Below are 14481 nucleotides of genomic sequence, written 5' to 3'. Positions count from 1 at the left end.
GGAATTATGGAAGTAAAACGTGACATACTATGGCGGGTATATCTTGGCTACATAGCTGTAGTGGTGTTATGTGCGGTAATTCTTGGTAAAGCGTTTTACATACAGCAGGTAGAAGGAGCTCAATGGCGTAACCTGAGTGATAGCCTCCACCAGCATATAGAAGAGATTGACGCGGAGCGGGGTACTATTTACAGTGAAGATGGACAAATGCTGAGTACGAGCATTCCGCAGTTTGATATTTATATTGATTTTGGCGCGGAAGGATTGAGAGATAAGAGTGGCAGAAGGTTCAGGGATAATAAAGACTCGCTGAGTATTTGTCTGGCTGATTTGTTTAAAGACCGCACAAGGGATGAGTACCGGAAATTACTGGAAACAGGATACAGACGTAAAGACAGGTATTTTTTACTCAAGCGTAAAATAAGTTTCAGAGAATATCAGCAGTTGAAGCAGTTTCCGCTGGTGAGAATGGGAAGAAACAAAAGTGGTTTTATTGCGGAAGTAAGAAGCATACGGTTAAACCCTTATCAGATGCTGGCTTTTCGTACGATAGGATTGGACCGGGATACTTTTAAGGTAGGGCTGGAACTGACTTATGACAGTGTGTTGAGTGGTATTAAAGGTAAACGGCTGGTGCGGTATATAGGAGGTGGAGTAAGTGTTCCGGTAGATGAAGAATATCAGATGGAATCTGAGAATGGAAAGGATCTGATTACTACACTGGACGTGCACATACAGGATATTGCCGAGAACGCTTTGCAGCAGATGCTGATAAGTAACCAGGCAGAACAGGGATGTGCGGTAGTAATGGAAGTGAGCACGGGTAAAATAAAAGCGATTGCCAACCTGGGGAAAAAGGATACTACGTACTGGGAAAATCTGAATTACGCGTTGCGTACAACAGAACCCGGATCGACAATTAAACTGGCTACCTTATTATCGGTTTTGAGTGAGGGTGGAACGGGGTTAAATGATAAAGTAGAAGTAGGATCAACAGGGAGTGCTTATGTAGGTGTAAGGACGGTTACAGACCATGAACCTGCTCCTAAGCCGATAATGACAGTAAAAGAGTGTTTTGCAAGTAGTTCTAATATAGGGATGAGTAAAATAGCCTACAAGGCATTCTCGAGAAGGCCCAATAAGTTCTTACAATACCTGCATCAGTTGCGGCTTGATTCAATAACCGGGATAGACCTGGTAGGTGAAGAAAGGCCCAGACTGCCAAAGATGCGAAAGAGTAACGAAGGCTTGCATGAAATGGTGACGATGAGCTTTGGTTATGCAATACAGGTAAGTCCACTACAAACGCTGACGCTGTACAATGCTATTGCGAATGGTGGAAAGATGGTAAAGCCTTATCTGGTGAGTAGCATTCAGAACGATGGTAAGGATGTGAAGACGTTTGAGCCGGTAGTGTTATCGGAGAGCATTTGTAAACCATCTGTAGTAAAAGCGGCACAAGAGTGTATGCGTGCAGTAGTTACAGAAGGTACAGCTGCGAGGATTTTCGAAAAGTCGCCTTATGCTATTGCGGGTAAAACCGGTACGGCGCATGTGGCAGATGGTAAGTATAAATATGATGATGGTGTATACCAGGCTTCGTTTGTAGGTTACTTTCCGGCAGATAAACCTCAGTATACATGTATAGTGGTAATAAGAACCCGGCCACATGCACCCAACCATTATGGTGGAGGCCTGGCGGCTCCGGTGTTCAGAGATATTGCAGATCGCATTTATACATTGTATGTGAAGCAAAAGGCAAATACCCCTGCTACACCGGCCACTGTGGTAAAAACAGACAGCAGTTGGTTTAGCTATACAGGCGCGAAAGACGATATGATGCGTATGCTGGGAACCCTGAATGTAAACTATTCAGATATTACCACGGGTAATGGAGAGTGGGCGAAGATGTATAACCAGGCAAGTAAGCCGGTTGTGGCAGCCTTACCCATGAACAGCAAACAGATGCCGGCTTTAGCGGGAATGGGATTGAGGGATGCTTTATATGTGTGTGAGAATATGGGAATGAAAGTGCGGATAACAGGAAAGGGAAAGGTAGTCTCGCAATCAGTAACTGCGGGATCTGCTATTTCAAAAGGACAGGTGGTTTCTATACAATTGAATTAAAAACAGCCGATTGGCAACACTACAAGATATATTATACAAGGTACATCTGCAGTCTGTAAATGGAAATACAGGATTGCAGGTAACTGATATACAGATTGACTCCCGTCAGGTAACGGCAGGAAGCGTGTTTGTTGCCATTCGCGGAGTGCAGTCAGACGGTCATCAGTTCATTGACAAGGCGATAGCGCAGGGAGCTGTAGCAGTGGTTTGCGAAGCTTTTCCTGCAGCGCTGAAAGAAGGGGTTACCTATTTACAGGTTTCCAATACGCATGAAGCTGTAGCTTATATGGCACATCAGTTTTACGGAGAGCCTTCCCGCAAGGTAAAGCTGGTAGGTGTAACCGGAACCAACGGTAAAACCACGATTGCAACAGTACTATATAATCTGTTTACAGAGCTTGGTAATAAGTGTGGTTTGGTAAGTACTGTACAGAATCTTATTGCAGGAGAAGTTATTGCTGCTACCCATACCACGCCTGATGCGGTAAGCTTAAACAAGCTGCTGGCGCAGATGGTGGAAAGCGGTTGTTCTCATGTGTTTATGGAGTGTAGCAGCCATGCTATTCACCAGCACCGGATAACAGGCCTGCAGTTTGCAGGCGCGCTGTTCAGTAATATCACACATGATCACCTGGATTATCATAAAACTTTTGACGAGTACATACGCGTTAAGAAAAGCTTCTTTGATCATCTGACTGCTGATGCTTTTGCTCTCTCTAATCTGGATGATAAGCGCGGTACGGTAATGCTGCAGAATACACCTGCTAAAAAGTATTACTACAGCCTGAAGAGTCTGGCCGAGTTTAAGGGCAAAATTCTGGATAATGCACTTACAGGGCTTGTGATGCGTGTAAACGACCGGGAAGTACATTTCAGGCTGATTGGCGAGTTTAATGCTTACAACCTGCTGGCTATATATGGTGCTGCTATTTGTTTGGGTGAATCCAGTGAAGAAGTGCTGCGGGTTTTGAGTATGCTGAACGGTGCAGAAGGGCGATTTGACTATGTAATCAGCAGTACAAAAGTGATAGGGATTGTGGATTATGCCCACACTCCGGATGCATTGGAAAATGTACTGGCTACTATAAAGAAGTTGCGCAAGGGCCATGAGCAGGTAATTACTGTGGTAGGTTGCGGTGGTGACAGAGACAAAACCAAGCGCCCGATTATGGCTCAGGTTGCTGCTGATATGAGTGATAAGGTGATACTGACCAGTGACAACCCGCGCAGTGAAGAGCCGATGGATATTATCAAAGACATGGAGGGAGGGCTGAACAGTGCTGCCAAACGCAAAACAATGATTATTGCAGACAGGCTGGAAGCCATTAAAACAGCTGTAAGCCTGGCAGGTAAAGATGATATTATTCTGATAGCGGGTAAAGGACACGAGAAGTATCAGGAGATTAAGGGAGTAAGGCATCATTTTGACGATAAGGAAATATTAAGAGAACTATTCGGTTTATAAGAAAGACGACTAACAACTACTATGTTATACTATTTATTCACGTGGCTGAAACAGCAATTTAACCTGAGTGGTGCCGGTGTGTTCCAGTTTACCACCTTCAGGGTTGCGATGGCTATATTGTTATCGCTGTTTATTGCTACTGTTTTTGGAAAGCGTATTATCAATATGCTGAAAAGAAAGCAGATTGGTGAAACGGTGCGTGATCTTGGCCTGGCAGGTGAGCAGCAGAAAAAAGGAACTCCTACTATGGGAGGGCTGATTATACTGCTGGCAATATTAATTCCTACTCTGTTATTTGCTGATTTAAATAAGGTATATGTACGGCTTATGGTGCTATGCACTGTATGGCTGGGTGTGATTGGTTTTCTGGATGACTATTTTAAAATTAAAGCCAGACGTACTGCACAAGCGCGTGGCGAACAATATAAGAAGAGCGATAAGGACGGCCTGGCCGGGATGACAAAGATTATAGGGCAGGTAGGCCTGGGTATTATTATAGGTGCTACGCTTTATTTTAACGATAATGTAGTGGTAGAGCGTGAAATTATTACTAACGGTGGAACTACGGTTGGTATACATCCCGGTGACCGGAAAGTAAATGAAATTACCCGCGTCATTAATGGCGAGAAACGAAGGTTTGCACGTGTGAAAGCGCCTATTACTACTATCCCATTTGTAAAAAACCATGAGTTTAATTATACCAAGCTGGTTAGCTGGATGGGTAAATGGGCAGAAGATTATGCATGGGTAGTATATATTCTGATTGTAACTTTTATTATCACTGCCGTATCTAACGGCGCGAATATAACGGATGGGTTGGATGGGTTAGCAGCCGGGGTGAGCGCGGTGATTGGTGCGGGTGTAGGTGTGTTTGCTTATGTAAGCGGCAACTACATGTTTGCAGATTATCTGAACGTAATGTATATACCCAACCTGTCAGAATTATCCATATTCATGGGGGCTTTTGTAGGGGCATGTATCGGGTTTCTCTGGTACAATGCATACCCGGCTCAGGTGTTTATGGGTGATACGGGTAGCCTTGCATTAGGCGGCATTATCGCTTCGCTGGCCATTATTATACGTAAAGAATTACTGATACCTATTTTCTGCGGTGTGTTTTTGATTGAGCTGTTGAGTGTGATGATACAGGTAAGTTATTTCAAGTATACCAAGAAGAAGTTTGGGGAAGGCCGGCGGGTATTTCTGATGAGCCCTTTACATCACCATTATCAGAAAAAGGGTTTTCATGAGAGTAAGATAGCTGTGCGTTTCTGGATTATTACTGTATTGTGTGTGGTGTTTTCTATAGTTACCCTTAAAATCAGATAACCCATGAGCCATAGGTTAGTGATATTGGGCGCAGGAGAAAGTGGCATTGGTGCAGCTATCCTGGGCAAGCAACAAGGGTACGAGGTGTTTGTGAGTGATGGAGGAGCCATTAAAGAGCAGTACCGGAAAGATTTGCTGGACAATGCGATTGATTTTGAAGAAAAGCAACATACGGCAGAGAAGATACTGAGTGCAGATGAAGTAATGAAGAGCCCGGGGATACCAGAGAAGAATGAGATGGTGAAGCAGATACGGACGAAGGGCATACCGGTGATAAGCGAAATAGAGCTGGCTTACCGATTTAAGAGTGACAGCAAAATAGTAGCTATTACGGGGAGTAACGGTAAAAGCACTACCACTTCACTAATATGGCATATCTGCCGTACAGAAGGATGGGATTGTGCGTTGGTAGGAAACATTGGTTATTCATTTGCCAGACAGGTAGCGGAGAATCCAAAACCTTTGTATGTGGCAGAAATAAGTTCTTTTCAACTGGATGATATTAAAACATTCAGACCGGACATAGCAGTATTACTGAATATTACCGAGGATCATCTGGACAGGTACGATTACAGGTTTGAGAATTACATCCACAGTAAGTTCAGGATTATTGAAAACCAGGGCGCGGGCGATTATTTCATCTATTGTGCAGACGATGATGTTATAATCAGGCATTTAGAAAACTTAACCCTTAACACTAACTCATTGCCATTTTCTATGAAACAGGAAATTAAAAAAGGTGGAAGCATTAAAGGCGATCAAATGATGATACGCGTGCAGGAAGAGCGGGTAAGCATGAGCATTTATGACTTTGCCCTGAAAGGCAAACATAACCAGTACAACACTATGGCAGCAGGTATCGCAGCCGCTACTTTAGGCATCAGGAAGGAGAAGATAAGGGAAGCTGTTAAAACTTTTGAAAGCCTGGAGCACCGCATGGAACATGTTGCTACGGTAAGAGGCGTTGAGTTTATTAACGACAGCAAGGCTACCAATGTTAACAGTACCTGGTATGCCCTGGAAAGCATGAGCAAGCCTACCATACTGATACTGGGTGGTGTTGATAAGGGTAATGACTATACGCTGATTGAAGATCTGGTAAAAGAAAAGGTAAAGGCAATAGTGTGCATGGGTACCGATAACCAGAAGATTCACGAAGCTTTTGCGTCTATTGTACCTTCTATTACAGATACCGCTACTGCGGAAGAAGCAGTGCAGACTGCCTTTCAACTGGCAGCAAAAGGAGATATTGTTTTATTAAGCCCGGCGTGTGCGAGTTTCGACCTGTTTAAGAATTACGAAGACAGGGGCGATCAGTTCAAGCAGGCTGTGCGTGACCTGTAAATATTAATATGGAATGACCGGAACCTCAGATAAACTTTTTGCTGAAATAGGCTCTGCTGAAGAGGCTAAGGGCAATCTTTTGAGTAAAACGAAAGGTGATAAGTTTATCTGGGGTATCGTGATTTTGCTGGCAATGATATCGTTACTGGTGGTATATAGTGCTACCGGCTCTTTGGCATATAAGATGTATAAAGGCAATACCGAGGTATACCTTTTCAAGCAATTGTCTTTTATTATACTGGGTTTGCTGGTTATTTATTTTTTGCACCGCGTAAACTATACTGTGTATAGCAGGGTGGCTATGTTGTTATTTGCCATATCCATACCGCTACTGGCTTATACTTTGTTTTTTGGTACAAAAATTAACGATGGTAGCCGCTGGATAAGGCTACCGGTGATAAACATGACCATACAAACAAGTGATCTGGCTAAGCTTGCACTGTTTATGTATTTGTCGAGGCAGTTGAGCAGAAAGCAGGAAGTGATAAAAGATTTTAAAAAAGGCTTTCTTCCGCTGCTGGCACCTATTGCTTTAACATGCATGCTTATTATGCCGGCAAACCTTTCCAACGCATTACTTACAGGGGCTATTTCCCTGTTATTGCTGTTTATAGGCAGGGTGAGTGTAAAGCATATATTGCTGGTAGTGGGGTTAGGGCTTATACCCATTGCTATTATTATATCAATGGCTTCGTATAAACACAATCATCCCTCCAAAGAACCTAAAAGGTCGGGTAGCGGGGTGTTTGTGCGGTTAGAAACCTGGATTAGCCGTGTAGAGTCTTTCATGTATGCGAAAGATACCGAAGTGCCTTATCAGGTGCAGCAGGCGAAGATGGCGATAGCGAATGGAGGAGTGGTTTTTGGCCTGGGGCCGGGAAACAGCAGACAGCGTAACTATCTGCCGCAGGCTTATAACGACTTTATCTATTCTATTATCATAGAAGAGTATGGTTTATTGGGAGGGGCGTTTATCATATTTATTTACCTGTTATTCCTTTTCAGGTGTATCAGGTTGTTCAGGCGATGTCCGTATGCATTCGGGGCTTTTCTGGCGCTGGCGCTCAGTTTTACCCTGGTAATACAGGCGGTAGCCAATATGGCCGTGAATGTGAATATTGTGCCTGTAACGGGTGTAACGCTGCCACTGGTAAGTATGGGAGGTAGTTCTTTCCTGTTTACCTGCGCAGCCATAGGTATTATATTAAGTGTGGCCAGAAATCTGGAGAATACAGGTTCTGAAAAAGAATTGCAGGAAGTACCTGTGGTACCGGCAGCGGTGCCTGTAGCCAGTTAAATATAAATGACAGCGTAAGCAAACAAATGAGCGAAACAGTACATAACGCAACAGGTAACACCGGCAGGGCGGCTTCAGCAGAAGTACGCCGTATTATTATTGCGGGCGGTGGTACCGGCGGACATATATTTCCGGCAATAGCTATTGCCAATGCTATTAAGCAGGCACAGCCGGATACTGAGTTCTTGTTTGTGGGTGCAAAAGGTAAAATGGAAATGGAGCGTGTGCCACAGGCAGGTTACCAGATTGAAGGAATTGATATTGCCGGTTTTAACCGCAGTTCACTTCTTAAAAACCTGGGCTTACCCATGAAGCTGGTAAAAAGCTTTTTGCAGGTACGTGCTATACTGGACAGGTTTCAGCCGCATGCAGTGATAGGCGTGGGAGGTTATTCCAGCTTTCCTGTATTAAAGTCGGCGCAACGCAGAGGTATACCTACGTTTATTCATGAGAGTAACTCGTTTGCAGGCAAAAGCAATATTCTCCTTGGTAAAAAGGCCACCCGCATATTTGTAGCCAGCGAGGGTATGGATAAGTTTTTTCCTGCCGCAAAGCTGCTGATTACGGGCAATCCGGTGCGCAAAGCCATTGTGCAATCGCAGATCAGTCGTTCGGAAGCGTTATCTTTTTTCGGGCTGGATGACAGTAAGAAAACAGTGCTGGTGGTAGGCGGAAGTCTGGGGGCCAGAAGTATTAATGAAGTAATTGCAAATCACCTGCTTGATTTTAAAGCGCTGGATATGCAGCTGATCTGGCAAACCGGAAAGGTGAATGCTGATGCCTACAAGCAGCGTGGCAAAGCTTCGAAGAATGTATGGGTAAATGATTTTATTGTAGATATGGATAAAGCATATGCAGCGGCAGATGTGGTTGTATCCCGCGCAGGTGCTATGGCGGTAACGGAATTGTGTGTGGTGAAAAAGCCGGTTGTGTTTGTACCGTTTCCATTTGCAGCGGAAGATCACCAAACAGTAAATGCCCGTTATCTGGTAGATAAGCAGGCGGCTGTTCTGGTTGCAGACAGTGAAGTAAATACCAAACTGATGTCTGCGCTTACCACATTAGCAATGGATGAAGCGCAACAGAATCGTTTAAAAGAAAATATCAGTAAGCTGGCGGTTACCAATGCAGATGCGGTAATAGCCGGTGAAGTATTAAAGGTAATAAACGCCTGAGGCGTATAAGATACATGGTAAAACTGGAGAGCATACAGAAGGTTTATTTTATTGGTGTTGGTGGCATTGGTATGAGTGCGCTGGCCAGGTACTTTGTGTCGCGCGGTGTAAGGGTAAGTGGCTACGACCGTACTGAAACACCTTTAACCAAAGCGCTTGTGCAGGAAGGTATTGCTGTGCATTATCGGGAAGATATTAATGTAATTCCGTTAGACGTAGATGTAGTGGTGTACACACCTGCTGTACCTGCTGCACATGCTGAACTGGTATATTACCGGGAGCATGGGTTTGAAGTGGTAAAAAGAAGCGATGTACTGCGTTGGATTACAGAAAGCTCTTTTAATGTTTGTGTGGGTGGAACGCATGGTAAAACGACCACCAGTACCATGGTGGCGCATATTTTAAAAGATAGCGGCTATGGTTGTAATGCGTTTCTGGGTGGCATATCTGCCAATTACAATACTAACTTCTGGCCTAGTGAGCGTCACGTAGCTGTAGTAGAGGCAGATGAATATGACAGAAGCTTTTTAAAACTGGTACCGGATATAGCTATTGTAACGGCTATGGACCCGGATCATCTGGATATTTATGGTACAGCAGAAGAAGTAGAGAATGCATTTATTCAATTTGCGGGTAAAGTAAAACCTGGTGGCTGCCTGATAAGCAGATACGGATTGAAAAGAGGCGATGAGTTGAGTGCCGATACACATTATACGTATGGTTTTAATGAAACAGAGGCGGATGTATACGCAGCAAACGTACGTGTGGAAAAAGGAGCTTACCGCTACGATGTTATTCATAAGAACTGGCAACTAAAAGATGTGCTGTTGCATATGGGTGGATTACACAATATAGAAAATAGTGTAGCTGCTATTACGGTTGCCAAACAGGCGGGTATAGAAGATGACAAGATAAAAGCGGCTATCGCGAATTTCAAAGGGGTGAAGCGGCGCTTTGAATACCTGCTTCAGGCTGATGAAAATGGAGCGGGGCCGGTGATGATTGATGATTATGCGCACCACCCGGAAGAACTGAAGGCTTTGATTTCGGGAGTGCGGAGCTTATTTGGCGATGCTAAATGTACGGTGGTGTTTCAGCCACATTTATTCAGCCGCACAAATGATCTGGCAGAAGGGTTTGGTGAGAGTCTTGATATGGCAGATGAGGTGATTCTATTGCCCATTTATCCGGCGCGTGAATTGCCGATGGAGGGTGTAACCAGTGCGCTTATTGCAAAGCATATGCGTAAAGCAAAGGTGCAGTTGTTGAGTAAGGAAGAAATGCAGGCATATGTAAAGGCAGAACAGCCACAACTGCTGGTGATGAGTGGTGCCGGAGATATTGATGCGTTGCTGGAACCTGTAAAAGAATTGTTATCCGGCGGTAAATAGCCGGAAAGAGATATTTGATATATGTGGAAGAAGCGAATTCAATTTGTTGCATGGAGTATGCTGGCGGCGCTGGTTGTGGTGCTGCTGGTGGCAGCTGTGCAGAAAAAAAACAGCCTCCGTTGCAGGGAAGTGCATGTTGAAATTGAAGGCGCGGAAGAGCATGTGTTTGTAGATGAAAAGCATTTGTTGAAGCAGTTGGAGAAAATGGGAGCCGACAGTGGTGCAGCCATCAACAGTATAAAACTACGCTGGCTGGAAACGAAGATTGAACGCGATGCCTGGATAAAAAATGCAGAATTGTATTTTGATAACAACCGGGTGCTGCAGGTGAAGATTGAAGAGCGGCAGCCGTTGGCCAGGGTTTTTACTGTATCAGGAAGTTCTTTTTATATAGATAGCGCGGGAACGAGATTGCCATTAAGCGAAAGACAATCGGCAAGGGTGCCGGTATTTACCTCTTTTCCCAGTGATCGTACACGGTTAGCGGGTGCAGACAGTGTTTTGCTGCTGGAGGTAAAGATGATTGCACAGACCATTGCCCGGGACTCGTTCTGGACAGATCTGGTATCGCAGGTAGATATAACTCCTCAACGTACCTATCAGATGATTCCTCAATTGGGTAATCAGACGATTGTATTGGGTACAGCTGATAATCTGGATGATAAGTTAACCAGATTGTACAGTTTTTACAGGCAGGTATGGGCAAAGGCAGGATTTGAGAAGTATGAGAGGATTGATGTACAATATGCAGGACAGGTGGTGGCCACCAGAAAAGGGGCAGCGGCGGCAGTGGCAGATTCAGCAAAGGCTTTGCAGCAGTTGAATACGAGCATTGCACAGGCGAATAGCCTGGGAGCGGGGGCAATACCAGCGCTGCCATCGGTACCGGGGCAGGCTGCTACAGCAAAGCGTGATACTGCAAATGCAACAGGCGCAGCAAGGAGGGCAGCAGTAAGGCAAACTGCAAACCCGCCAAAGCCTTCCGGTAATAACAGGCCGGCAGGCAGAAGACCCAGAGCAGTAATGCCAGGGCGGCATTAAACAGGTAATAAGGGAGATTGAATATAATAACAACAACAACGAACAACTAAAACACGTATCTATGAACCCAAACGAAGCACCCATTATCGTGGGCCTCGACATCGGCACAACTAAGATTGCTGCCATTGCCGGGCGTAAAAACGAGTATGGGAAACTGGAAATACTAGGCTTTGGCCGCGCCAACAGCAGTGGGGTGCAACACGGCCAGGTGCTTAATATTGACCAGACTATAAAGGCAATACAGCAGGCTTTATTAAACTGCTACGAGAGTAATCCTGACCTGGAAGTGAACGAGGTGTATGTGGGTATTGCGGGCCATCACATCAAGAGCCTGCAAACGCGGGGTGATATTGTAAGACAGGATTCTGAAACTGAAATTGAGCGTTGGGAAATTGAGCAGCTGATAGACAATCAGAAAAAAACATTTATACCGGCGGGAGATCAGATTATTGAAGTGATTCCACAGGATTTTCATGTGGATAATTTTCAGAACATCAAAGATCCTGTAGGATATAACGGTGTGAAGGTGGGTGCTAATTTTCATATTATCACCGGCGATCGCAACGCTATACGTAATATTAACCGTTCTGTTGAAAGAAGTGGTTTGAAAACGAAAGACCTGGTGCTGCAACCGCTTGCTTCTGCTTCTGCTGTAATGAGCGAAGTGGATATGGAAGCGGGTGTAGCTATTCTGGATATTGGCGGTGGTACTTCTGATCTGGCTGTGTTTTATGAAGGAATTCTTAAGCACACTGCGGTTATTCCTTTTGGTGGTGAAAATATTACCAATGATATCCGCATGGGGCTGGGGGTGCTGAAAAGCCAGGCAGAAGCCATGAAAGTGCAGTTTGGTAGTGCCCTTGCAGATGCTGCAAAAGGCAACGCTTTTATTACCATTCCGGGCTTAAAGGGTATGCCCGCAAAAGAGATCAGTGTTAAAAACCTTGCGAATATTATTCAGGCAAGGATGAGTGAGATACTGGATTTTGTTACATATCATTTAAAACAGGTGGGTCTGGACAACAGAACCCTCAATGGAGGCGTTATCCTAACCGGTGGTGGTTCGCAACTGAAACATCTTATTCAGTTAACTGAATATGTAACTGGTTTGAATGCACGCATTGGTTTACCTAATGAACATCTTGCCGTAAATCATATTGATGAACTGAAGAAGCCCATGTATGCTACCTGTATTGGTTTAATACTGAAAGGGTATAGCGATTATGAGCATCAGCGCAAAGAGTTTGATAACCGTTTCAGAAAGGTAGCGGTACCTGAAAGCCTGAAGAAGGATGAGGTGGCAGAAACTGTGGCTACAGCTGTTGCAACTACTGAGGTGGTGGATATGAAGAAGAGAAAAGGATTGAATAGCTTCTGGGATAAGTTTAAGGATGGTATTATAGACTTGTTTAAGGAAGAGGGAGATCAGGAGATCAGATAATGAATACTAAACAAATTACTTACTTACTAACCAAACATAAATTTCCGGACCATGATACACTTTGATTTGCCAAAGCAGAAGTCGTCCATCATCAAAGTCCTTGGTGTAGGCGGCGGTGGGAGTAACGCGGTAAACTACATGTTTGCCCAGAATATTGAAGGTGTTGACTTTATCATTTGTAATACCGATGCCAAGGCATTGGAGCAAAGCAATATACCTAATAAGATACAGTTAGGACCTCACTTAACCCAGGGGCTTGGGGCAGGTGCTAACCCGGAAGTGGGTAAGCAGGCTACTGAAGAGTCGCTGGAAGAAATTAAAAGAATACTGGAAGTAAATACCAAAATGGCATTTATCTGTGCGGGTATGGGTGGCGGTACCGGTACCGGTGGCGCTCCTATCATTGCACAGATATGTCGTGAGCTGGGTATTTTAACCGTAGGTATTGTTACCCTGCCTTTCGGGTTTGAAGGCCCACGCCGTCATTTACAGGCGGAGTTGGGTATTAAACAACTGGAACCATATGTAGATACGTTGCTGGTAATAAGCAACGATAAGCTGCGTATGCAATACGGTAACCTGAAAATGAAAGAGGCGTTTGGTAAAGCAGACAACGTGTTGGCTACTGCTGCCAAATGTATTACTGATATTATTAACAGCCGCGGTCATATCATAGTAGACTTTGCAGATGTGTGCACCGTTATGAAAAATGGTGGTGTGGCTATCTTAGGCAGTGCCTTTGTAGAAGGTGAAGACAGAGCACAGCTGGCTATTGAGCAGGCGCTGAATTCTCCGCTGCTGAACGATAATGATATACGTGGTGCCAAGTGGATTCTTATCAACATCAACAGTTCTGAAGGGGAGCACGAGTGCACCATGGATGAACTGGAGATTATCAATAACCATCTGCGTATGCAGGCCGGTGAAAGTACCGACGTAATTGTTGGTATGGGGTACGACAACTCTCTGGATCGCAAAATAGGTATTACCCTTATTGCCACCGGCTTTGAACACAAAGACCCTTTTGCGGCTCCTCGCGAAGCAGCACAACCTGTTGCCGAAAAAAAGGTAGAGAAGATTGTGATGACGCTGGGGGGCGAAGAGGAGAAAAAACAGGCTCAGCAGCCGCTGCCTTTTGAAGAAGCTATGGCGCCTAAGTTGTCTGATGCATCTTCGGGCCGTGCAGTAATTGCTGAGCCCCGCCCGCTGGAAGATCCCTATGCAGTAGCATCGGGCAGGCAGCCGGATGCAGATGGCATGTTCCGTTTTGAACTGAGCACAGATGTTACCGGCGAAAATAAGCCGGCACAACCTGCACAGCCAACAGAGCCCACCCTGCAATATGTGGAGCGTCCGGTACAACAGCAACAACAACAACAGGCGCAGCCTGGTTTGCAGCAGCCTTATGCCGGTCAGCAACCTGTAGCGCAGCCTTTTGTACAGCAGCCCCGTCCTGCTTTTATTCCTCAGCAGCCACCGGTACAGCCAGAGCCTAAAGAGGAAGATGAAGCTGGTTTTGAGCTGGTAATTAAGGATAACGCGCCACCAGTATATGCAGGGCCTGCTATTTCTACGTTTGATATACAGGATGATGAAGAAGAGCAGAAGCGCAGAGCTGCTGAACGTATTCAGAAGCTGCGTAAGCTGAGCTTTAATATGAACTCATCTGATCCGAATAATGAGTTTGAAACAGTGCCTGCTTACATAAGGAGGAACATGGATTTATTTGGAAATACGATGACTTCTGTAGAAAACTTCTACAGCAAGTACACCGTAAAACCCGACGAAAACAATGAAGGGCGCATCTCTTCCCTTAACACGTTTCTCGACGGTAAAAAGCCGGATTAATCCGGCGCTGATGCAAGGCATCT

10 protein-coding genes are annotated in these 14481 nt (G+C 44.9%); all 10 read left to right on the top strand.

What is annotated here, in order from left to right:
* Positions 1 to 6 precede the first annotated feature (6 nt).
* The 10 genes from IEY13_RS25005 (at position 7) to ftsZ (ending at position 14458) form a co-directional block, all read left to right on the top strand.
* Positions 7 to 2127, top strand: coding sequence for a PASTA domain-containing penicillin-binding protein (locus IEY13_RS25005; RefSeq protein WP_188957536.1), 2121 nt, complete (start codon positions 7 to 9; stop codon positions 2125 to 2127).
* A gap of 10 nt (positions 2128 to 2137) precedes the next feature.
* The gene (locus IEY13_RS25000; RefSeq protein WP_188957534.1) at positions 2138 to 3592 is read left to right on the top strand and encodes a UDP-N-acetylmuramoyl-L-alanyl-D-glutamate--2,6-diaminopimelate ligase; all 1455 of its coding nucleotides are present in this window, start codon (positions 2138 to 2140) and stop codon (positions 3590 to 3592) included.
* A 21-nt stretch (positions 3593 to 3613) separates the two neighbouring features.
* A complete protein-coding gene (mraY, locus tag IEY13_RS24995) occupies positions 3614 to 4921 on the top strand; it encodes a phospho-N-acetylmuramoyl-pentapeptide-transferase (RefSeq protein ID WP_188957532.1) in 1308 nt (435 codons plus the stop codon).
* A 3-nt stretch (positions 4922 to 4924) separates the two neighbouring features.
* A complete protein-coding gene (murD, locus tag IEY13_RS24990; protein WP_188957530.1) occupies positions 4925 to 6265 on the top strand; it encodes a UDP-N-acetylmuramoyl-L-alanine--D-glutamate ligase in 1341 nt (446 codons plus the stop codon).
* Positions 6266 to 6278: 13 nt separating this feature from the next.
* Positions 6279 to 7562: an FtsW/RodA/SpoVE family cell cycle protein gene (locus IEY13_RS24985; protein ID WP_188957527.1), complete on the top strand. Its 1284-nt coding sequence runs from the start codon at positions 6279 to 6281 to the stop codon at positions 7560 to 7562.
* A gap of 26 nt (positions 7563 to 7588) precedes the next feature.
* Positions 7589 to 8737 carry an undecaprenyldiphospho-muramoylpentapeptide beta-N-acetylglucosaminyltransferase gene (gene murG / locus IEY13_RS24980; RefSeq protein WP_188957525.1) on the top strand — a complete coding sequence of 383 codons (1149 nt, stop codon included), beginning with the start codon at positions 7589 to 7591 and terminating at the stop codon, positions 8735 to 8737.
* Between the two features lie 14 nt (positions 8738 to 8751).
* Positions 8752 to 10128 carry a UDP-N-acetylmuramate--L-alanine ligase gene (gene murC / locus IEY13_RS24975; RefSeq protein WP_188957523.1) on the top strand — a complete coding sequence of 459 codons (1377 nt, stop codon included), beginning with the start codon at positions 8752 to 8754 and terminating at the stop codon, positions 10126 to 10128.
* A 21-nt stretch (positions 10129 to 10149) separates the two neighbouring features.
* A complete protein-coding gene (locus tag IEY13_RS24970) occupies positions 10150 to 11169 on the top strand; it encodes a cell division protein FtsQ/DivIB (protein ID WP_188957521.1) in 1020 nt (339 codons plus the stop codon).
* Positions 11170 to 11230: 61 nt separating this feature from the next.
* Positions 11231 to 12610 (top strand): cell division protein FtsA, encoded by a 1380-nt coding sequence (gene ftsA, locus IEY13_RS24965; protein WP_188957519.1) that lies wholly within the window; start codon positions 11231 to 11233, stop codon positions 12608 to 12610.
* A gap of 51 nt (positions 12611 to 12661) precedes the next feature.
* Positions 12662 to 14458 carry a cell division protein FtsZ gene (gene ftsZ, locus IEY13_RS24960; protein ID WP_188957518.1) on the top strand — a complete coding sequence of 599 codons (1797 nt, stop codon included), beginning with the start codon at positions 12662 to 12664 and terminating at the stop codon, positions 14456 to 14458.
* Positions 14459 to 14481: the final 23 nt, after the last annotated feature.

Source organism: Filimonas zeae, assembly GCF_014641615.1.
GTDB lineage: Bacteria > Bacteroidota > Bacteroidia > Chitinophagales > Chitinophagaceae > Filimonas > Filimonas zeae.
This window is presented reverse-complemented; position numbering and strand designations above follow the sequence as displayed.